Source organism: Leucobacter allii (assembly GCF_022919155.1).
Classification (GTDB): domain Bacteria; phylum Actinomycetota; class Actinomycetes; order Actinomycetales; family Microbacteriaceae; genus Leucobacter; species Leucobacter allii.
The window spans coordinates 692,917-714,454 of the sequence record NZ_CP095045.1 but is presented as its reverse complement, the minus strand read 5'-3'; the positions used below and the strand labels follow the sequence as shown (position 1 = coordinate 714,454).

The window sequence follows — 21,538 nt, the reverse complement described above, 5'->3', positions numbered from 1 at the left end:
TGCTTAGTCTATGAAGGGATCCACGGCGTGCTTGGCAAGCGGATGGACCGTCACGGTCATGTAGGGCCACACGGGGAGCGCGCTCAGGATCTCATGCAGCTGCGTGGCATCGGTCGCACGCCACAGCCCCCAGTTCTCGCGACGGCCGGGCACCCGCCACATGCGGACCAGATGCCCCTCGGTCGCGCGGACCGCTGCCATCTGCCGCTCTTCGACGGCGAGACGGTGGATCTCATCCTCGGGGAGATCGCGTGGCCACGTGATCTGGATGTTCACGAGAAACTCGTTCAGCTGGTTCATCGGATCGCTTCCTTCGTTCGTGCAATGGTCAATGCGGCTCTCCGCCCGGGGATGCCCGTCACGTAGCCTCCGGGCCAGGATTCGGCCCCGCCGAGGACGATGCCGGCGCGTTCGAGCTGATCGCTGAGCCCGGCGTCCGGCCTGCCGTTCAGCATGCTCTGCGGCGTCATGTCGCCATGGGTGATGTTGCTCGCGGTGAGCCCGAATTCGCGTTCGAGTTCGTGGGGCCCGAGCCACCGTCGATCGGTGATGCGATCGGACAGCCCAGGGAACGCGGTCTCGAGCTGCGCGATGCACCGATCGGCGAATGCTGCGCCGTGCCGCTGCCAGTAGGCTTCGCCGAGGCGATGCGGCGCGTGCCAGACGTTCAGGCTCATGAGGTGGCGCCCCTCGGGGGCGAGTCCGGGAGAGGTGAGGCTCGGGATCAGCCCCCAGATGATGGGTTTTCCGGACGGACGCCCCGCGATGCCGTCTTCCACCGCCTCGGTGATGTACTCAGGATTCGGGCCGATCCGGAACTGGGTCGAGAGCAGCGTCTCCTCCGGGATGCCGTCGGGGGCGCCCGCCACCGACGGCAGGCCGTCGAGCGCGAGCGCGATCTTGAAGGCGGATCCGTCCGGGGCCGCAGGCCACGCGCTCCCGGGGATCGCGGAATCCGGGATCATGCGGTGCAGCCGGGATGCCTCCACCGTCGAGACGACGGCGTCGATCTGCTCGATGGCCTCCCCGGTCTCGAGGACCGCCGCGGTCACCCGCTCGGCATCGTCGAACTCCAGCTGCGCGACCCCGGCTCCGGTGCGGATCGCGACTCCGCGCACGCGGGCGGCCGTCTCGAGCGCGTCGACGATCGCGGACATCGATCCGACCGGCAACCCGACCGAACCGCGCAGCGGGGCATCGCGGATGCCGAGCAGGTCGGCGTCGCCCGACGCCCGGGAGATGGGACGCAGCATCAGCCCGAAGGCCGAGCCGGGTGCCCGCGGGGAGAGCAGTTGACCGTTCAGCGCCAGCATCATCATCAGGCTCTTCACCTGCGGCGAGCGCAGGGACTCGTCCAGGAGGTCGTGCAGCGAACCGTCGATCATGGTGCGTCGGAACTCGGCGCGGGGGCCGGGCGCCATGCGCTCCAGCACCGAGCCCTGGTCCTGCGGCCGCTCCCACAGGGAAAGGCCGAGATCCTCCCCCAGGCGGTCGAGCCGCGACACCAGTGCGCGATGCCTGGCGGACTCCCCCGCCGCCATCCGCTCCATCTGCGCTTCGAGGAGCCTCGGCTCCCGCCACCCGATGAAGAGACCGTCATCCATGGGATGGAGCAGGGTGGCCTCCGGGCGGTGGAAGCGCAGCCCGAAGTCCTGCAGCTGGAGCTCCTGCATGACGATGCCCTCGAAGGACCCGGGCGAGTTCGTGATCGACGAGGAGTAGCCCGGCAGGTAGTCGAAGCGGCCGACGACGCCGCCGAGCCGCTCGCGCTGCTCGATGAGCGTCACCCGGTGGCCGGTCAGGGCGAGGTAGTTCGCGGCGACGAGCCCGTTGTGGCCTCCTCCGATGACGAGGACGTGCGGTGTCATGCCGCGGGCCGGTCGAAGATCTCGTCGAACAGACGCAGCCAATTGCCGCCCATCACGAGGGCGAGATCCCGGTCGGTGAAGCCGGCGCGGCGCATCGTGTCCATGAGCGTGGGGAACGCGGTCGGCGACTTGAACCAGGCGGGCCACTCCACGACGGGGGCGTTCTCGTCGATCGGCACCGGGCTCTCTCGGCCCCATCGTCCCATCCGCCACCACTGCACGGCCTCGACGCCGTACCCGGTGTAGAAGTCGGTGCCCATCGCGACGTGCTCGATCCCGAAGCGATCGACGGTCCAGCTGATCATGTCCACGAACTCCTGCTCCGTGGTGCGAATGCCGTGCCGCAGCATGCGCACGTACGGGCTGAGCCCGACGACACCGCCCCGGGCCGTCAGCTGCGCGAGCACCTCGGACGACTTCGGGCGCCGGCCGAGCTCCACCTCCGCCCCGACGAACTCCAAGGGATTGGCGTGCGTGACGGCCACGGGCGCGGCGCTTTCCGCGATGGTGTCGAGGCACGTGCGCTCGGAGCAGTGGGAGAGGTCGATCAGCATGCCCACCTCGTTGAGCTCGCGGACGAACTGACGCCCGACGTGCGTGGAGAGACCGGCGTCATCGTCCTCCCAGCAGCCCGCGGCGATGCTGTTCTGCGTGTTGTAGGTGAGCTGCACGATGCGGACGCCCAGGTCGTGGAATACCCGGACGAGCCGGATGTCGTCCTCGAACGGCGCGGTGTTCTGAAACCCGAACATCACCGCCGTCCGCCCCGAGGCCACGATGTCCCTGATGCCCTGAGCGCTCGTGGCGTGCGCGACGAGGTCGCTGTTCTCCGCGAAGAGATCGTTCCATCGTCCGAGTACCGACAGCGTCTCGCGCGCGGTCTCCCACACCGCGAGGGTGACATGCACGCAGCCGACCCTGCCGTCGCGCCATTCGAGGAACCGCTCGCGCGAGGGGTTGCTGTACTCCAGGCAATCCACGACGATCGTCGACGTCTGCTCTTCCGTAGTCATTCCATCCATCTCTTTCTCGGTGTCTTCGTTCACTGATCGGCGGGGGCGAGGCCGAAGGGGTCCGCGGCCCTCCCGAACTCCTGCACCACGGCCTTCGTCTCCTGGAACTCCCGGAGGCCCTCGAGGCCGTTCTCCCGACCGATGCCGGAATGCTTGTAGCCGCCGAACGGCGTCTGCCAGTCCATGCCCCGGTAGGTGTTCACCCAGACCGTGCCGGCCTGCAGCAGCCCGCCCACCCGGCGGATGCGCCCCGCGTCCTGCGTCCAGAAGCCTGCCGCGAGCCCGAACTCCGTGTCGTTCGCCAGCGCGATCGCTTCAGCTTCGTCGTCGAACTCGACGAGCGCGAGCACGGGGCCGAACACCTCGGTCTGACAGATCCGCGCGCGGTGGTCGTCGACCCTGAGCACGGTCGGGGCGACCCAGTAGCCGTTCGCGAGCGCGGCGGGCACCGCGGGCGGAGTCGATCCCCCGGTGAGCACCTCCGCGCCCTCCGAGACCGCCTCGTCGATGAGTTTCCGGATCCTCGCGTGCTGCGTCGCAGTCGCGATCGGGCCGAGGTGCGTCTCCGCGACGAGCGGATCCCCCACGCGCAGCCGGGAGATGCGCTGCAGGAGCTCGGCGGTGAACTCGGCGACGACCGCACGGTGCACCAGGATGCGAGAGCCCGCGACGCAGGTCTGCCCGGTGCCCGAGAAGCCGCCTTGCACGACCGCCGTCACCGCGTCGGAGATCCGGGCGTCCTCGAACACGATGTGCGCGGACTTGCCGCCTGCCTCGGCGACGAAGCGGGCGAGCCGCCCGGACACGGCGCGTCCGACCGCCCCGGCCGCCCGCGTGCTGCCGGTGAAGGAGACCATCGCCGTCTCCGGGTGCTCGACGAGGGCGGCGCCCACCTCGACGCCGCCCTGGACGAGCTGCACGACCCCGCGCGGGAGCCCCGCCTGATGCAGCACCTCGAGCAGGATCATCGTCGATGCGGGGGAATCGAGGGGCGGCTTGACCACGACCGCGTTCCCCGCGGCGAGCGCCGGCGCGAGTTTCCAGGTTCCGAGCGAGAAGGCCCCGTTGAACGGCGTCACCAGGGCGACGACGCCGACGGGCTCCTGCACGATCTGCGCCTGCTTGCTCGCCGAGAGCTCGATGCTCTCGTCGCGCAGCGTCCGCAGGAGCGCGGCGTAGTACCCCCACCAGCGGGCGCTGGCACCGACCTCGGCTCGCGTCGCGGCGAGCGGCTTGCCGTTCGCCAGCGTCTCCAGCACCGCGATCTCCTCGACGCGTTCCAGCACCCCGCGCCCGATCGCGTCGAGCACGTCGGCGCGCTCGGCGCGCGGGGCGCGCGCCCACGATCCGGTGCGGAACGCCTCCCCCGCGAGATCGACGGCTTCCCGGACGTGATCGGGCGCCCAGCTCACGGTCCCCCACTCGGCCCCTCGGGCGGGGTCGACGAGAGGCACCCGGTGGGGGCCGACCCGTGGCTGGCCGTCGAGAACCGAATGGAACTCGGTCCGGTCGATCCGAGTCGACGAACCATCGTTGGCTGTGTGCATGAGTGTGGCGATTCCTTTTCTCGATGTGTGTGCGGCGGGGAGAGCGCGGCGAGCGCCCGCGGTCAGCCTCGGCGTCGCAGGAAGAGCTTCCCGAGCAGCTCGACCCCGTAGTAGAGCAGCAGGCCGAGCGCCGTGAGTACGACCAGGGCGGCGAAGAGCAGGTCGGTGCGCAGGTTCCCCTGCGTCACGATCAGCAGGTAGCCGAGCCCGGACTCGCTGCCGACGAATTCACCGACGATCGCGCCGACGATCGCGAACGCGACCGCGAGCTGCATGCCCGTCATGATGTACGGGAGGGCGTTCGGGAAGCGGAGGAAGCGGAACACCTGCCACTTCGTCGCACGCATCGATCGCAGCAGGTCGATCGACGCGTCGTTCACCGATTTCATCCCGAGTGTCGCGTTGACGACGACCGGGAAGAATGCCATCACGAAGGCGATGAGGGACGAGGTGGTGACCCCGGTGCCGATCCAGACCACCATCAGCGGAGCGATCGCGACTTTGGGGATCACCTGCGAAGCGACCAGGATCGGGAAGACCGCCGCCCCCGCGATGGGCCACATGACCATCACGACGGCGAGCGCGACGCCGACGACCACGCTGAGCAGGAATCCGATCATCGTCTCGAGCAGCGTGACGCCCGCGTGCTTCATCAGCACGCTCCAGTTCTCGATCATGGCGTCCCACACGGCGCTCGGAGCGGGGAGCAGGAACTTCGGGATGTCCGCGGCACGGACCGCGATCTCCCAGAGCACGATGAGCAGCGCGAGCGTGAGCACCGGCGCGAGCCAGGGGACGCGTCGCAGCCACGCGGTTCCGGTGCCGGACTTCGCGCCTCGCCGCGAGGGGGCTGTCCGCAATCGCACGGCGACCGTGCCGTCATTCGCTTTCGTCATTGCCGGTTCCTCTCTGTCCGCCGCTCAGTACCCCGAGGGATTCGAAGATCTCCGTCACCTCGGCGACCTTCGCGGTGAATGCCGCGTCGAGCCGATGGTGCAGCTGTCTGGGTTGCGGCATGCTCACCTCGACTTCGGCGGCGATGCGTCCCGGGCGGGGCGACATCACGTAGATCCGGTCGGAGAGGAAGACGGCTTCGGGGATCGAGTGGGTGACGAACACGATGGTCGTCCCCGTGCTCGCCGCGAGCTCGGAGAGATCCATCGAGATCTGATCCCGCGTCATGGCGTCGAGCGCGGCGAACGGTTCGTCCATCAGCAGCAGCCGCGGATGGTGCAGCAAGGCCCTGCAGATCCCCACTCGCTGCTTCATCCCGCCGGAGAGCTCGTTCGGATAGCTGTCGACGAAGCCGTCGAGCCCGACCTGGGCCAGCAGCTCGCGGGCGCGCTGCTCGGTCTGCGGCGACCTCGTCTTGCGGACGTCGACCTGGAGGAGCACGTTGTCGAGCACGGTGCGCCACGGCATCAGCAGGTCGGTCTGGAAGACGATGCCGAGCTCGGGATGCGAGTCGCTCACCTCGGCTCCGTCGATCTGCACGCTGCCGCGCGTCGCGGCCTCCAGCCCGCCGATCAGTCGGAGGAGCGTCGTCTTCCCGCAGCCGCTCGGCCCGAGCAGCGACACGAACTCGCCCGGCTGCACGTGCAGCGTCACGTCCTCGAGCGCGACGACCTCGGTCTTCCGGGCCCGATACCGTTTGGTGACATGCTCGCAGGTGATCTCGATCGGTTTCATGGACGGCTCACTCGCTCGGCAGCAGGTCGTTCGTGAACATCGTTGCCGGATCCCGTGAGCCGGTCGCGTCACCGTAGGTGGTGAGCACGTCGACCGTCTCCTGCCACTCCTCGTCCGTGTTCTCCCCCCAGCCGGCGTCTGCGGGATCGGTCGTCAGCGGCAGCCACAGGTCGAGCTGGGTCTCGCAGGAATCCTGCAGCACCTCGCCGTCGGACCGCTCCACGAGCGCCCGGCACGCGGCGGCCGGGTCGTCGATCGTGATCCGCAGCGCTTCGCGGTATGCGGCGAGGAAGCTGCTGATCGCTTCGGGATCCTGCTCGATGAACGCATCGTTCGCGATGAAGCCGTGGTCGAGCATGTTGAGGCCCATCTCGGAGAACGACAGGCCATGAGCGCTCTGCCCCTCGGCTTCGGCGCTGCTCGCGTAGAAGTACACCTGACCGCTGATCGCGTCGACCTCTCCGGTCATCAGCGCCGGGAACTTCCCGTTGGCGGGGAGGTTCACGATCGTGACCTCGTCCTCGTCGATGTCGTTGGCGTTGAGGAAGGCGCCGATGAGCGTCGAATCGGAGCCTCCCGGAGTCGAGCCGATGCGCATGCCCACCACGTCGTCCGCCGATTCGAGCGTGGTGTCCTCGAGCACCGTGAGGCCGCTGGCGTTCATGTCCTGCACCTTCGCGACCGCCGTGATCGGGACGTCCTGCAGCATCGACGAGGCGGCGGTGGAGAGGTCGACCCATGCGATGTCCGTCTTCGCGGTGCCGACCTCGACCGCCGCGTCGCCCGAACCTCCCGGCAGGGTCTCCGTGACCTGGAGCCCGTGCTCCACCCAGATGCCCTGCTCGGCCGCAACGGCGAACGGAGCGTGGTAGGGGACATAAGTGCTCCAGTCCAGCGAGAGGGCGACCGTCTTCGTCTCGCCTCCCCCGCCGCTCGCGTCGCCGGAATCGGGCGCGGCGGAGGAGCACGAGGCGAGCAGGCCGATGCTCAGCAGTGCTGCCCCGAAGGCGAGTGGCCGTCGCATGGAATGCGCGCGGTAGTCGTGCATATCGATCTCCTTTGATAACGGACGACTGCGAGTGATGTAATCGTGTACATGCGACAGTACGCAGCCGCGACGCGGGAGTCAAGCGCGATTCACAAATTCATGTAAAGGTTTACATTCCCGTGATGCGCAGGGCGCGCGAGACGGCACGAACCCGACACGCGCCCGGCGTCGCTCTACTCGAGAATCTCCCACCGATCCCCATCGAGGCGGTCCGCCTCGAGATCGGCGATCGCCGCCAGGGCCTCGTCGCGGGTGAGGGCGTATTTGCGGGGGTAGTCCACGGCCTGACCCCCGACCGTCAGATCGACGGTGGTCGCATCGTCACCGAGCGCGACGGACGACAGCGCGTTGGCGACGCGATCCCCGGCCTCGCCGATCGCCGTCACGACGTAGGCGTCCGGCCCGCCACCGATCATCAGGTCCCAGGCACCGAGCCGATGCGAGACCAGCGAGTGCGCATTGCCATCGAGATCGTCCAGGCCCCAGCCACTGTCGTCTGCCATGCCGTCAATCCTCCCCCACCATCGACGGCGCGGGGTACCGGCCGGCGCCCGGGCGGACCGGTGCCGGAGCGCGATCTCCCGGCGCGAGCGCCAGATCCGGACCTCGCTCCCCCTCAACGGAGACCGTGATGTTTTCCATTGCGAATGCACGGGACAATCACGGATAATGAACCATCGCCCCTTCGGGGACACGCCGGACCGTTTCCCTGAGGAGCATCGATGCCCGCAACATCACGGACCGCAGCCCGACCGCGCGCGGGCGGGCGTTCACTGTTCCACCTCGGGAGACGCGCCCTGGCCGGCCTCGTCACCGGCGCCGCGGTGGCTGCGGGAGCCGCGCTCGTCGTCGCTCCCGCCGCTCCCGCAGAGGCGGCCGACCAGACGGTCACCTTCACCACGGCCGGAGAGCACCCGGTCACCGTGCCGGCCGGCGCGACCGCAATGGTCGTCGAGGCGCTCGGCGGATCCGGCGGCGAACCCCGCGGCCTGGCGCTGCCCGGCGGCACCGGAGCTCTGGTGACCGCCGAATTGCCGATCACGCCGGGTGCGAGCTACACCGCGGTAGTGGGCGGCAATGGAGGCGGGCCGGACGGCGGCTATAACGGCGGCGCGCCTGGCGACAACCCCGACGCCGCCTCGGTCTCCAAGATGGGCGGCGGGGGCGGCGCCACGGACCTGCGCAGGAACGGGACCGCGCTGAGCGATCGCATCCTCGTCGCCGGAGGCGGGGGCGGGGGCCACCCTTGGGCCGCCGGCGGCAACGCGGGAGGCCTCACCGGGGGCGCGGGCGAGGACAACCCGACGGCAGCGCAGGTCGTTCCCGGCGCCGGTGGCGGCACGCAGTCGGCCGGCGGAGCCGCCGGCCAGGCCTACGACGGTGTGGCGGGTACCGCCGGGTCGTTCGGCGCGGGCGGACTGCCCGGCTATCGCGACGCCGGGAACAACCTGGGCGGCGGCGGGGGCGGCGGCTACTACGGCGGGGGCGGGGGCAGCCCCTACGGCAGCGGCGGCGCGGGATCGAGCTACGTCGATGCCTCGGGGATCAACTCCAGTATGTCCCAGGGCGATCGGGGCGCCGCGCCCTACCTGAAGATCACCTTCCGCATGCAGCCGGTCGCGTATATGCTCTCCGCGATCTCCTCGAACTCGATCGTGGCGAACGGCACCGCCCAGGTCACGGCGACCGTGGTGCTGCGCGACATCGCCTTCAATCCGGTGATCGGGGAGGTCGTGCGCTTCACCTCCACGATTCCCGGGCAGTCGATCACTCCGACGGTCGATCACGGCGACGGCACGTATACGGCGCAGATCACCGCGACGACCGACGTCGCCACGGGGTATGTCACCGCGTCCGTGGTCGGTCGCCCGGACCTTGACCTGGTGCACGTGCTCGTGCAGACGCCGGGCCCGCCCCAGAGTATGCAGCTCCTCCCCTCCGAGACGACGTTCCTCGCCGATGGCACGACCCAGGTGCCGTTCGCGCTGAACGTCTTCGACGCCTGGGGCCACCCGGTCGACGTCGCCGCTCCCCCGACCCTCTCCGCGTCCGATCCGGAGCTCGCCATCAGCCCCCTCGCCCGCGTCGCGGAGGGCCAATATACCGGCACGATCACCTCGTCGCGAGTCGTCGGCCCCGTCACCCTGAGTGCGTTCCAGGCCGAGCACGGCATCTCCGCCAGCGCCGTCGTCACGCAGATCGCCGGGCCGGCCGCGGGGCTCTCCGCCGAGCTGTCCGCGCCCGAGATCGTCGCTGACGGCGCCACGACCTCGCTGCTGACGCTGGGCGTCACGGACTCGGTGGGGCATCCGATCGCCGGTGCCGCGCCGACCGTCACGAGCGACGGCGAGCAGGCCATCTCTTCGGTCACCGACCACGGCGACGGCACGTACACCGCAACAATCGCCGCCTCCGACACGGTCGGCGTCGCCACGCTCACCGCGCGAGTGGACACGGTCGATCCCGCGCTCGTGAGGTCGGTCGAATTGACGCAGACGACCGGCCCGGCCACCGTCCTCGGCCTGGCGCTCGCGGAGACGACGCTGACCGCCGACGGCGTCTCGACCACCACGGCGACGGTCACCGCCGCCGACGCTTACGGCCACCCGCTCGCGGACGAGCCGATCACTCTGGTCTCGAGCGATCCAGATCAGCGCATCTCCTCCATCACCGATCACGGAGACGGCAGCTACACCGCGACCGTCACCGCATCGACCAGCCTCGGGGAGCACACGATCACCGCCGCCGACGCTTCCGTCGACCCCGCGCTCACGCAGACCGCGACGCTCACGCAGATCGTCGGCGCCGCGGTGAGCGCCGATATCGTCCTCGGCGACGATGCGATCCTCGCCGACGGCACCAGCACGACGACGATCACCGTCACCGCCCGCGATGGTCAACAGCACCCCGTACCGGGCATCGACATCCTGCTGTCCTCCACCGATCCGGATCAGCGGCTCGGCGCGTTCACCGAATCCGCTCCCGGCGTCTACGCGGCGACCATCCGGTCGTCGAAGACGGTCGGCACCAGCACACTCACCGTCACAACGCCAGCACCCCGCGTTGACGACACGCTGCTCGCCGAGGATGCGGCCCCGCCCACCGTGCTCGGCACCGTGGAGCTCACGCAAGCCGAGCTCGAGAAGAACCCGATGTCGCCGACCCCGCCGGCAGCTCCGAAGCCTCCATCTCCGGCTCTCGCAGCGGGCGGGCTCGCCGTCACGGGCAACGAAGCCGCGCCTGCGGCGCTCTGGACTGCGCTCGGTCTGCTGCTGGCGGGAGCGGCCGCGTATCCATTGTCCAGGCTCTCCGCATCGCGTTGGGAGCAGTGACCTCCAGACAGGCGGATCGGCTTCCTCTCTCCTAGTCGGCAGAGGTCATGGCGATCGAGGGGTTGCAGAGCTCGTCATGTCACGCATTTTTGTTGCAGCACATGCACCCCGAAATTTGCCCTCGAGGTCCGCCCCGACGACCCTGTCCTTCTGGGTGAATGATGGGTGAATGGCGACCTCACGGAGGCAGCTTCGCGAGAATCATGACTCCACCACTCAAAAGTGTCGCAACCTGGGCAGGGAAGTCTCGGCACGACTTCCTGTGAGTGTAGCCAGGCATGACCCCTGGTCAGGGAAGAGGCGTAGGGTGAGGAACATGTGGACAGTTCTTCTCATCTTGCTTGTGGTATGGGCGGTGCTGTCGATCGTGGGATTCGTGTTCGAGGGCCTGCTCTGGTTGGCCATCATCGGAATCGTGCTCTTCGTCGGCACCGTGATCTTCGGGCTGCTCCGGCAACGCGCGAAGCGCTCGAAAGTGTAACCCGCCCCTCCCTCGCGTGGTTCGGCGGGAGATGCTCTTCTACAGCATGGCTGTGCGTACCGCACACCCCAGCGCTGCTTGCCTGCGCTCAGTCAGTTCGCCGGGCAACCCGGACTTGCAGTGCACCGGGTCTGATACCGACATTGACGCGAGTCACGTGGCCGAAGCTGTCTCCGTCGAGTTCGATCAGGTGCGGAGTGTCGAAGCGTGCCTCGAACTGTCTCCCCCGGACGTAGGCGAGCGCGTGAATATCCGGCGCTCGTTCAAGCATGCGCCGGCTGAGCCGAGAGCGACGTGCGATGCCCTGCAGAGTGAGGCGCGTGCCGATCCGAGCCCACCCGAACCGTCCCTTCGGGCGCATCATCACCACATCGAGGAACCCGTCATCGATGACCGCGCCCGGAATCAGGAGCATGTTTCCGGTGAGCGTGCCGCAGTTGCCCACGATGACCGTGTGCGCTCGAGTGGACCTGACCCTGCTCTGGTCCACGCGGTAGTCGAGATGGAAGAGCCGGTTGGCGATGACCGATCTGGCGATGGGCGTGACGTAGGCCAGCCAGCCGAGGTGCTTCTTCGCGATCGAGCTCGTGTGCTCCGCCATCTCCGCATCCAGGCCGATACCCGCCATGACAGCGAAAGCATGCCGTCGTGAGGCGCCGTCAGCATCGTCGAACTCGGCGACCCCGACATCCACGGCCCGCGTCGCGCCCGTGAACGCCGCCTCGATGTTGCCCTCGACATCGCCGAGCGAGATACCGAGGTCGCGGGCTAGCAGGTTCCCGGTACCGGTGGGGATCAGCGCGATAGGGATCCCCGAGCCGTGGACGACGTCGGCGACGGCTCGGACGGTGCCGTCGCCACCGGCCACAATGATGACTGCCGGGTCACCCGCCAGGGCTTGCTCCGCCGCGGCGCGTCCGGAATCCTGTGCGTTTGTCTCGTACCAGCGTGAAGCTTCCCAGCCCAGCGCTCGCTCCTGCACCTCTACAGCAGCACGGGCACGCTCCAATGGAATCTTCACCGGATGATAGACCACAGCGGCATGCGGTCGCCTCGGCATCCCGTCTCTGCGAGGAAACCTCACGGTGCCGCTGGCATCGTGAGGTGATTGCGCTGCTCGATGAGCGGGCAAGTGAACACGTCACGCTCCCCGAGCCCGACTCGGTTGATGTAGCGCACGACAATGGCGTACGAAGCGAACAGTCCCGTCTGCAGATATGGAACGTCGTGGGTTCGGCAGTACTCGGCGACGATCGGCGCTGCCCTGCGCAGATGCGGGCGAGGCATCGAAGGAAACAGATGGTGCTCGATCTGATAGTTCAGACCACCCATCGCGGTATCGAGCACACGGGTACCGCGAATATTGCGGCTCATCATCACCTGACGCCGCAGGAAATCGAGGCTCGCACCTCTCGGCACGACAGGCATCCCTTTATGATTCGGGGCAAACGAAATTCCCATATACAACCCAAACACGCCGACTTGCACAGCGAGGAACACGAACGCGATTCCCGGCGAGAGCACGATGAACACGAGCACCGGAAACCCGATCAGCCGGATCAGCAGAAACACGATCTCTGCCCAACGCCGCTTCAGCTCACCCCTCGCGAGCACTCGACGCACCCCGGACGCGTGCAGCGAGACCCCTTCCAGAAGCAGAATCGGAAAGAAGAACACCCCCTGATGCGCCCGCAGCCATTTCAGCATCCGGCTCTTCGGAGGTGCTCGATCCGGAGTGACAATAATCACCGGGAGTTCGATGTCAGGATCGGCTCCCAGCTTGTTGGGGTTCGCGTGGTGGCGCGTGTGCTTGTGCTGCCACCACCCGTAGCTCATACCGACCAGCAAATCACCGAGGACGATGCTCACCCAGTCATTCCACTTTCCCGATATGAAGATCTGGCGGTGTGCGGAGTCGTGGCCGAGGAACGCGATTTGAGTGAAGAGGATCGCAAGGAGCGCCGCGGTGAAGAGTTGCCACCAGGTATCGCCGATCCAGACGAACGCGAACAAGCCGCTGGCGAGGATCAGGGGCAGACCGATCAGCTTCGTCCAGTAGTACCCATACCGGCGACGCAGCAATCCCTGCTCTCGGATCGTCTTCGCCAATGTCGTGAACCCGCTCGCACCTCTACCGTTGGCTGACAAGCCCGTCCGAGGAGATCGGGTCGAACGATACTCGTTCATGATGCACCTGAGATCCTGCGGTCTTGGGCGTCAGGAACGTCCGTGACCGCCCTCATCGGTCCAGTCATCGATCTGGGCGCGATCCGACCGGACACGGTTCGCCTCCGCTCCCGCCGAATCCTGACCAGTTGGGGATGGGGCGAAAGTGACGGATTCCGCGAGTGCGATGACCGCGGCGGTACGGGCATTCTCACTCGCAGCCGCGTTCTGGAACAGCACCGCGGCTGCCTCCTGCCGAGCGCTCACCCTCGTGCTGATCTCTGCCAGGCGATCCGCGAGTACGTTTGCGAGTCCGTCGCGCAACTCCTCGAGGTTCGTGTTCGCGATCTCCAGGCGGCGATCCGACACCGTGACCTCCACGGTCGGATAGCCAGCCTTCGCGAGAAAGTCCCGGGTCTCGCTCCCCAAAATCTCGATCACTTCATCCCGTTCGGGGCGTCGCGTGAACACGGCCTCCACCGTGTATCGGTCGGGGGCTTCATCGGTCATCAGGGCAGCAGGCAACGAACCCACCAGCACTGATCCCAGGCCCAGCGTCGCGGCGTCCACACCGCTCGTTCGTGTCTGTGTATCCATGATCTGACGATACGCCCCGTACATGTGCGCCTCACAGCTTCGGCGACCCTGTCAGACGGGTGAGCCTCGGCGCCGACTTGTGAGCGCATGAGCGCTCCCCCGCCGAGGTCCCTGACCATCGAAGAACTGCGCGGATGCGCGCGGAACGAAGGTTGTGCACGATACGCGACTCCGGCGTGCGTGCGAGTCCACCGAAGAGGCCACGCGCGGTAGGAGCTCCGAGAGCATCCGTGCTCATTCGGGTCTGCTGAAGGTTGTGTTGAGTCCGGGGTTTATGCCGCCAGACCGACAGCATCCATCATTATGGCTTCGAACTCGACCGGTGTCAGCTTCCCGAGCCGACGCTGACGCCGCTTCCGGTGATACTTCCCCTCGACCCACGACACGATCGCCAGCCGTAGTTCCTGCCTGGTTCGCCAGGATTGCCGATCGAGAACGTTCTTCTGCAACAGGCTGAAGAAGCTCTCCATCGCCGCGTTATCCCCGCACGCACCCACACGACCCATCGATCCCCGCAGCCGATACCGCCCCAGCGCCTTTTGGAAACGCCGAGACCGAAACTGAGACCCACGATCGGAATGCACGATCACGCCTTCGGGATAGCCGCGCTGCAACAGAGCGTTCTCGAGTGCACGAACCGCGAGCGACGCCTTCATACGCTTATCGATCGCGTACCCCACGATCCGGTTCGAACACACATCCTTGAACGCGCACATGTAGAGCTTGCCCTCGCCCGTCCAATGCTCGGTGATATCGACCAACCATTTCTCGTCTAGACGGTCAGCCGTGAACTCGCGCTGCACGAGATCATCACCGACCGGGGCACCAGCCTCCCTGTAGCGGCGTTTCCGTTTCGAGATGACGGACTGCAGGCCAGCGATCTTGCATAACCGCCACACGCGCCGCTCACTGATCTCGTACCCGAGATCGTGGAGATCATCAGCAAGGACCCGGTACCCGCCCTCGGGATCATCAGCATGCAGTTCACGGAGCACACCGATGAGGTGCGCTTCCTCGATCTCGCGCGGAGACTGGGGTCGGCACAACCATTGGTAGTAGCCCTGATGGCTGAACCCCAGTACCCGGCACGTCACCGCGACCGGCACCCGAACCCGGGCACCGGTCGCAGCAAGCTCTTGGACGAGCGGGTAGATCATTTTGGGGGCGTGATATGCACCTGCGACAGATATGCGGCCGCGCGACGCAGGACTTCGTTTTCCTGCTCGAGTTCGCGGATCCGCTTCAGGGCGGCCGTCATCTCGCGCCGTTCAGCGGGATCCGTTGGTGGGGTGATCCCGTGCGACTGGAACCTCGCATCCCGTACCCAGGCTTGGATCGCTGACCGTGAGATCCCGAGGTCTCTCGAGACTTGTTTCTGCGCGACGCCCGATTCCACGAGCGCGACCGCGTCGCGTTTGAACTCGTCGCTGTAGTTCCTGATGGGCATGGTCCTCATCTTTCCAGCACCGCACTCTGAGCGATGCAATCAAGGACTCAACAAAACCCTCAGCAGACCCAACGCCGTACCACCAGGGGGCGCCACCGACTGGCCCGATGACGTCCGTCGACTCGGCACGTATCGCGGCGTGGAAAACGGCGGAGAACCCCCATCGTTCGGCGTCGGTACGGTATCCGCTCTGTTCGACGAACCGCGCGAACTCTGCATTGGTCACTGTGGTTGCGTCGATTCGAAAAGCTTCGAGCGTGACGAGATGCTGCGGTGTCTCCCCGTCGCCGCAGTTCTCGTCGCCGGAGGAGTCCCCCATGAGGAATGTTCCGGCTGGGATAGCAAGTTGATGAATCGCGTGCTCGCTCTGAGGCTGCATGCTTGTCGGCTGGCCTGTCAAATGCACGGCCGTGCAGGCACGGGTGGCGGCCGACCCTATAGCGTGCACTCCGCGGACGATGCCGTCCGGCATGCGGGAAGGGGCGCAATTGCAGCGCCGGTCTGTGGATGTCTGGGAGTCGCGCATGCGTGTCTTCTTTCAGACCACCGACGGCCCCGGCCTTCGAATCGGCCGGGGCTGCCGGTATCGTTCCCTCAACTCGTGTAGGTGACGTTTACCGACTCGATCATGCCCGTGAACGGGAACGGCGCCCGGTCGGCGTAGTCGTTCGACACCGCCCCTCCGAGGCACGTACCAATATCGAGGCAGTCGTTGGCGCTGAACAGTCCAGGCGCGCTCACCGGCACGGTATCACTCGCCACCTCGGCGCCATTCACGGTGAGGGTGACGGTCAGCGGACCGCCGGGAGCGGTACTGACGGGCTGGGTTTCGACGACGATCTCGGCATTCCCTGCGCCCAACCGCGCGGTTGTGCGAATCTTGGTGCGGTCGATGATGAACAGGTTGTACTCGTAGCAGAGATAGCCGTCGTCCAGGTAGCAGGTCAGCCCACCTCCAACTCCCCCCAACGCGTACAGCACCCCGCTCGCGTTCTCCGGGATCGCCGCATTAATGGTCACTCTGTTTGCTCGGAACCCGAGACGCGGAGCGATAGGTTCGGGCATGCGGCGCAGATCGCCGGTGAAGTTCCAACTTCGATAAGGGGTCGAGATCATGTCCTCGGGATGGTAGATGGGCACCCAGAGCGCCCCGCCCACCGGGAAGACGCTGTTCTTCGCGGCTTCGATCGCGAACATCTCCTTCATCTGCAGCAGCTTCTCGGGATACCGTTCCGCGAGATCGTGCGCCTGAGTCCAGTCTTCGGCGAGGTGGTACAGCTCCCAGGTGTCGTGGTCGGGAGTCCATTCGGTGATCCCTGCGGGAACCCCGGGAACCCAGGGCGCCCGTGGACCGAAGGCCGAAGCCATCCAGCCGTCGTGATAGATCGCGCGGCTTCCCATGATCTCGAAGTACTGCGTCTTGTGCGTCTCTTCCGCTTCAGGATTCGTGAGCATCTCGGCGAAGCTCGAACCGTCGATGGGGTCCTGATGCACGCCGTTCACCACCCGGGGAGGGGTGATTCCGAGCAGGTCGTAGATCGTCGGCACCAGGTCGGTGCAGTGCACGAACTGAGGCCTCGGCGTGGTGTCGGGGACGATCTCCTGCGGCCAACGCACCGCCATCGGGTTGCGAGTACCGCCGAGATGCGAAGCGAGCAGCTTCATCCCCTTGTACGGTGTGCTGCCCGCCCAGGCCCACCCCGCGTGATAGAGATTGTCGACCTTCACCGACCCCAGAGCGTCGAGCCCGCCGAGTTCGTGCAACGCCTCGATGTGCTGCGAGGTGGTCGAAGGAATCCCATTCTGCGCCAGCAACTCGCTGATCGTGCCGTTCTGTCCTTCGCCAGATGAGCCATTGTCGCCCCAGATGTAGAGGATCAGCGTGTTCGCCCCATGTCCGAGGCGCTCGATCTCATCGATCAAACGGCCGGCCTGCACATCGGCGTGCTCGGCAAATCCCGCTGCGACTTCCATCAGCCGGGCCTGGAAGGCGCGTTCGTCCTCGGGGATGTCCTTCCAGGCGGGCATGCGCGGGTCGCGCTCGGTGAGTTCGGCGGTGCCGGGGATCCATCCCTTCTCCTTCGCCCGCTCGAACACGAGCTCCCGGTACTCGTCCCAGCCTCCGTCGAACCGGCCGGCATAGTTATCGGCCCACTCCTTCATGATGTGGTGAGGGCCGTGCATGCATCCGGTCGCCCAATACATGAAGAACGGCTTGTCAGGGTGGTACGCCTGATGGTTGCGCAGCCAATCGATCGCATCGTCGGCGAGATCTTCGCTGAGGTGGTACCCGTCCTCCGGCGTCTTCGGTGGCAGCACGCTTGTCGTGTTCCGCACCAGGTTGGGCTCGTACTGCGACGCCTCGCCAGCGAGGAAGCCGTAGAAGTACTCGAAACCGATGTTCGTCGGCCAATTGTGGAATGGACCTGCAGCCCCGGTTTCGATCGTGGGCGTATTGTGCCACTTCCCGAAGGCCGAGGTTGCGTAGCCATAGTCTCTCAGCACCTCCGGTGCCAGCGCACTCGACTTCGGGATCTCACCGGCGTACCCGTCCCAGTCATTCGCGAGCTCAGTGATCTGCGCATTCCCAATGCGGTGATGGTTGCGGCCGGTGAGCAGCGACGCGCGAGTGGGCGAGCACATCGCAGTGGTATGGAAACGATTGAAGCCGATACCCTCGCCGAGCACGCGCGAAAGGGTATCGGTCTTCACCTCGCCCCCGAATGTATCCGGAAGCCCGGGACCGGCGTCATCGATGAGCACCACCAGAATGTTCGGAGCATCGTCCGGCAACCTGGACGGTTTCACTCGCCGATGGTATTCCGACTCTTGCATCGTACGTCCGGCGATGCTCGCAGAAGGTGTCGGAGGAAACGGGAGAGCGTCTTGCGGGTACATGCTGCACGTCCTTCTCGTACTCGTGATGCCAAGTCATGCCCACGCTATGAGTCGGTTCGACATCGACGCCGACGCCTCATCCTCTACGGATGAGAGCCCGATCATCACTCACGCACGAGCAAACAACCAGACGCCGGGCTTCTCCCTCGTCTCTGGCTGGGAACGCTGCCGGGCACAGCGCGATGAGTGACTCGCACTGCTCGAACGCGGCCGCCGCCCGCGAGGGGCAGCCAGCAACCGGGTTGCAGGGAGAGCTGACTGCTAGGTGAAGAGGACGCGCAGGCGTCGAAGATCGGCACTCCCCAGCCCCAGCCCCTCCATCGCGTACCCGTGGATGCTGCCGAACTGTTCGCGCATCTGCTCGAACGAAGCCGCGAGATAGCTTTCTCGGACGCCGAGCACCGGCATCAGCGCTGCTCGTCCGACACCATGGGACTCGGCCTGCTGCAGCACGGGTTCGAGAGCGGGCAGCAGATCGATGTTCGTCTGCAAGTAATCCTCGTACACCTCGGTCTCCCCGACGCCGAGTAGCGTGAGGAGCGATGCGGCGGCCCACCCGGTGCGGTCTTTACCGGTGGTGCAGTGAAACAATGCGGCTCCCTGACGCGCCTCATCGAGGAGGTTCAGATAGAACGCCCGATAGGCGCCGAGCGCCGAGGGCATTCGCACGAAGTCACGGTACGTGTCCTCGAACAGGCGCTCGGCCCGCCCGTCGCCGAGTGACGCGACGAATGCCTGTGGGGCGGTGGTGAGCTGTCCGACGTTCGCCGCGATGCTCTCCGAACTGTCTGCGAGCACGTCGAGGGGGATCGCGACGGTTCCTGCGGGGAGCCGGTCCGGTGATGTGGCCGCTTCGGCCGCGGTCCGGAGATCGTAGACCGTGCGAATGCCGAGCGTGGCGAAGCGGCCCCGATCAGCGTCGGTCAGCGCCGAGAGTGTCGCCGACCGGAACAGCACGCCTCGCTTCACCTCGCCGACCTCACTCGCCAGTCCGCCGAGATCGCGCAGGTTCGGTGCGCTCTCGAGGGCGATGGTCCGCTTGTGTGCATCGTTCATGTGCGAGTCTCCAGAAGTTCTGCGTGCGGTGTTTCGCCGGCCGGCCGGGACAGCAGTTCCAGGGTAAGAACTGCAGCGACACTGAGAAAGGTGAGCCAGAGCGTCATCGCCGGCGTCAACGGTCTGACGAGGAGCACGAACGCTGCGCACGCGGCACCGACACCGAATCGCAGCGGCCTGCGCCAGTGTGCCAGACGCTCGCCGAATGCCCCGGTGGTGATGCCGCGCCGCTCCATCCCTCGCCTGCGATCCGCAATCAGCCCGAGCACGAGACCGCGCAGCGTTCTGGCCCACGGCCAGGGTCCGGCGATCAGCGTGACCGCAAGTACTACCGCGGCGACGGTGCCGAGCGCGACGAGCAGGTCCGAGACGAAGCCGAGCACGCCGTCGTAGAGCACGACCGCCGCGTCGTGCGGCACGGTGTGTGCTACCGCCAGGGCGAAGACATCCGTGCCGATATCGAGGCCGTTGCCGGTGAGCACCATCGCCAGCAGCACCCCGCCAGACGCCCAGGCGAGCGCGAGCGTACGCCTGGGGGCGATCAGCACCCCGGCGGTGAGCATGAGTAGCATGATCCAAGGAAGCCAAATGCCCGTCGCGACGACCATTTGGTACACCGTGAGGTACAGGTCGATGGAGGTATCCTCGGCGAGCACGATCGAACGGTCGATCACGGGAATGTGCTCGGCCAGAGGGATCCCGTCCGCGACGAGTTCCGTCTTCACGGCCTGGAGGACCGGCCCGAGTTCGAGTTGGAGCTGCTGATTCTGCCCGATGGTGATCGCGGCGTCCTCCGTACCGGCGGCAGTATTCACGAGTTGCCGGTGCGTGACTTCGAGTGCATCCCGCCAGATCACCGAGAATGCGTCGGAGGCGACGAACTCGTGAATCGTGTTCCGCATCAAGCTCTTGACACCCGCAACGGCTGGGGCCTCAAGAAGGTCAAGTGCCTCGACGGCCCGCGGGCCAAGCTCCAAGCTGCCGAGCCCCGCGAAAAGATCGTCGGCGATCTGGTCGATATCGACCTCGGACTCGATCGCAGCAATCACCTCGGCCGCGACCAGGTCCTGCACCGCCGGCTCATGAGACAGCGGCGCAAACGTGTCGACGAAGAACGAAGTGTCGGTGAGTTGATGATGGGCCCACGTCGATACGACGGCGACCGGCGCAAGGACCGCCCCGACCAGGATCAGTGCGGTCGCGAGGGCGCCCCGGGCGAGGCGGCGTGGCCGTGCTCCTCGCTTCCGGGGCCCGGCGTCGCCGCACGCTCGCTGCTGTTCCAGTTCGCGAGCAAGCGCGGCGTTGTCCGCTTTGAGCTCCGCGATCTCAGTCGCGAGCAGGTCCGCATCGGACTGTGCCATGTGGTTCCCTCCGGTGTCGGTGTTGGGTGGACGATCTGAGGGACGGGGCCGACACCCCGTCCCTCCCGGGTCAGATCACCTCGGGGCGAGGTGCCTTCCAGGTGCCGTCGAGCACTGAGGAATGCGGACGATAGAGGCGCAGCACGTAGTTCCAGCCGGGCATGATCGGGATCGCGTTCGGTATGCCATCGACCTGCACGCCGAATCGGATCGTGACGCCGCCATCCTCATCCGGAGTGGCGGTGAGGCTGTTGATGCTGTTTACCCCGAGTGAGTTCTCTTCAAAGTAGCCGGCTGCGTTGTAGAGCGAGACCGACCAGAACGCATCGACCGGGATATCCTTCAACTGCAGTCGGTACTCATCGACGGGGAGATCCTCGTTGACGCTGATGTAGGTCGCCTCGTACTCGGGCAGACCGCCCCATCCGGAAGCAGTGCCGAGCAAGTGCAGAATCGGGTCGACCTCGTCACGGGCGCCGAACGCATGGTCGTATTTGCTCACGCCTTTCGCGAGTGCGAGGATCGCTTCCCGAGTCTCGGTATGCGAAGCCTTGTCGTAGTCGGGCAGCGGATAGGTGCCGGCACCACCACCGGTCAGGCGCAGTTCACGCTGCAATCGGTTCACTTCGGCTATGTCAGCATCATCGGCGGGATCCACCAAGATGCGCACGATTACCCCGGCGAAATCGGTACCCACTGTTTTGCGCGTGATCAGGTGATCGCCTGGTTCCTTCAGGATCGCTTGCCCGTGGTGGTCCTGATTGACCACGAACGCTGAGATGTACCGTCCCTCCGTCTCCGGAAGCGTGAGCGTCACCCCGTCACGCACGTCGAGGATCGTCGTGCTGTAGAGCGTGTCGCGGTTCTGGCGGATTACCGGCTGGTTGTCGAGCGGGGTCGGTTCGAAGGTGTGGTTCCACCTTCCGACGCCGCAGGGCCCGGCGAGACGGGCGAACATGAGGTCGCTCTCGGCCCGCGTGAAGTTCTGGACGTTGACGGGGATCGCGGTCGTCATTTGGTTCCTTTCGTGGGATA

General features: G+C 66.5%; 18 protein-coding genes and 1 pseudogene. 2 read left to right on the top strand and 17 right to left on the bottom strand.

What is annotated here, in order from left to right:
• Positions 1 to 3: 3 nt before the first annotated feature.
• The 8 genes from MUN78_RS03140 to MUN78_RS03105 all read right to left on the bottom strand — a co-directional run bounded on the left by MUN78_RS03140 (position 4) and on the right by MUN78_RS03105 (position 7,668).
• Positions 4 to 300 carry a muconolactone Delta-isomerase gene (locus MUN78_RS03140; RefSeq protein ID WP_244693101.1) on the bottom strand — a complete coding sequence of 99 codons (297 nt, stop codon included), beginning with the start codon at positions 298 to 300 and terminating at the stop codon, positions 4 to 6.
• Positions 297 to 1,868, bottom strand: coding sequence for a phytoene desaturase family protein (locus MUN78_RS03135; RefSeq protein WP_244728747.1), 1,572 nt, complete (start codon positions 1,866 to 1,868; stop codon positions 297 to 299). The genes MUN78_RS03140 and MUN78_RS03135 overlap by 4 nt, the downstream gene beginning before the upstream one ends.
• Complete coding sequence (locus MUN78_RS03130; RefSeq protein ID WP_244728745.1) at positions 1,865 to 2,881, bottom strand: membrane dipeptidase; 1,017 nt, start codon at positions 2,879 to 2,881, stop codon at positions 1,865 to 1,867. The genes MUN78_RS03135 and MUN78_RS03130 overlap by 4 nt, the downstream gene beginning before the upstream one ends.
• A 29-nt stretch (positions 2,882 to 2,910) precedes the next feature.
• Positions 2,911 to 4,428, bottom strand: coding sequence for an aldehyde dehydrogenase family protein (locus tag MUN78_RS03125; RefSeq protein WP_244728743.1), 1,518 nt, complete (start codon positions 4,426 to 4,428; stop codon positions 2,911 to 2,913).
• A 62-nt stretch (positions 4,429 to 4,490) separates the two neighbouring features.
• A complete protein-coding gene (locus MUN78_RS03120; protein WP_244728741.1) occupies positions 4,491 to 5,324 on the bottom strand; it encodes an ABC transporter permease in 834 nt (277 codons plus the stop codon).
• On the bottom strand, positions 5,308 to 6,117 hold the full coding sequence (locus tag MUN78_RS03115; RefSeq protein ID WP_244693094.1) for an ABC transporter ATP-binding protein: 810 nt from the start codon (positions 6,115 to 6,117) through the stop codon (positions 5,308 to 5,310). Before MUN78_RS03115 ends, MUN78_RS03120 begins: the two co-directional genes overlap by 17 nt.
• A 7-nt stretch (positions 6,118 to 6,124) precedes the next feature.
• Positions 6,125 to 7,165 carry an ABC transporter substrate-binding protein gene (locus tag MUN78_RS03110; protein ID WP_244728739.1) on the bottom strand — a complete coding sequence of 347 codons (1,041 nt, stop codon included), beginning with the start codon at positions 7,163 to 7,165 and terminating at the stop codon, positions 6,125 to 6,127.
• Positions 7,166 to 7,338: 173 nt separating this feature from the next.
• Entirely contained in the window at positions 7,339 to 7,668 is a 330-nt protein-coding gene (locus tag MUN78_RS03105; protein WP_244728738.1) for a hypothetical protein, read from the bottom strand.
• A 219-nt stretch (positions 7,669 to 7,887) separates the two neighbouring features.
• On the opposite strand from MUN78_RS03105, the gene MUN78_RS03100 reads away from it, so the two are divergent.
• Both MUN78_RS03100 and MUN78_RS03095 read left to right on the top strand, forming a co-directional pair.
• Positions 7,888 to 10,497, top strand: a complete 2,610-nt coding sequence (locus tag MUN78_RS03100; protein WP_244728736.1) for an Ig-like domain-containing protein — start codon at positions 7,888 to 7,890, stop codon at positions 10,495 to 10,497.
• A 316-nt stretch (positions 10,498 to 10,813) separates the two neighbouring features.
• Entirely contained in the window at positions 10,814 to 10,978 is a 165-nt protein-coding gene (locus MUN78_RS03095) for a hypothetical protein (RefSeq protein WP_244728734.1), read from the top strand.
• Positions 10,979 to 11,066: 88 nt separating this feature from the next.
• Here MUN78_RS03095 and MUN78_RS03090 read toward each other — a convergent pair whose 3' ends face one another.
• The 9 genes and pseudogenes from MUN78_RS03090 to MUN78_RS03050 all read right to left on the bottom strand — a co-directional run bounded on the left by MUN78_RS03090 (position 11,067) and on the right by MUN78_RS03050 (position 21,518).
• A complete protein-coding gene (locus MUN78_RS03090) occupies positions 11,067 to 11,999 on the bottom strand; it encodes a diacylglycerol/lipid kinase family protein (protein WP_244728732.1) in 933 nt (310 codons plus the stop codon).
• Positions 12,000 to 12,058: 59 nt separating this feature from the next.
• Positions 12,059 to 13,165 (bottom strand): fatty acid desaturase family protein, encoded by a 1,107-nt coding sequence (locus MUN78_RS03085; protein WP_244728730.1) that lies wholly within the window; start codon positions 13,163 to 13,165, stop codon positions 12,059 to 12,061.
• 30 nt (positions 13,166 to 13,195) lie between these two features.
• Positions 13,196 to 13,741, bottom strand: a complete 546-nt coding sequence (locus MUN78_RS03080) for a hypothetical protein (RefSeq protein ID WP_244728728.1) — start codon at positions 13,739 to 13,741, stop codon at positions 13,196 to 13,198.
• 272 nt (positions 13,742 to 14,013) lie between these two features.
• Positions 14,014 to 15,188, bottom strand: a protein-coding gene (locus MUN78_RS03075) for an IS3 family transposase (protein ID WP_244726688.1) whose coding sequence is annotated in 2 segments (ribosomal slippage) — positions 14,014 to 14,909 and positions 14,909 to 15,188 — 1,176 coding nt in all. Because the reading frame shifts where the segments join, the coding sequence is not laid out codon by codon here.
• A 58-nt stretch (positions 15,189 to 15,246) separates the two neighbouring features.
• Positions 15,247 to 15,549 (bottom strand): annotated as a pseudogene (locus MUN78_RS16845) (formylglycine-generating enzyme family protein); the annotation flags it as partial.
• Positions 15,550 to 15,782: 233 nt separating this feature from the next.
• A complete protein-coding gene (locus tag MUN78_RS03065) occupies positions 15,783 to 17,996 on the bottom strand; it encodes an arylsulfatase (RefSeq protein WP_244728726.1) in 2,214 nt (737 codons plus the stop codon).
• A gap of 351 nt (positions 17,997 to 18,347) precedes the next feature.
• On the bottom strand, positions 18,348 to 19,142 hold the full coding sequence (locus MUN78_RS03060) for a tyrosine-protein phosphatase (protein ID WP_244728725.1): 795 nt from the start codon (positions 19,140 to 19,142) through the stop codon (positions 18,348 to 18,350).
• Positions 19,139 to 20,503 carry a hypothetical protein gene (locus MUN78_RS03055; protein WP_244728723.1) on the bottom strand — a complete coding sequence of 455 codons (1,365 nt, stop codon included), beginning with the start codon at positions 20,501 to 20,503 and terminating at the stop codon, positions 19,139 to 19,141. Before MUN78_RS03055 ends, MUN78_RS03060 begins: the two co-directional genes overlap by 4 nt.
• A 70-nt stretch (positions 20,504 to 20,573) precedes the next feature.
• A complete protein-coding gene (locus MUN78_RS03050; protein ID WP_244728721.1) occupies positions 20,574 to 21,518 on the bottom strand; it encodes a DUF1214 domain-containing protein in 945 nt (314 codons plus the stop codon).
• Positions 21,519 to 21,538 lie beyond the last annotated feature (20 nt).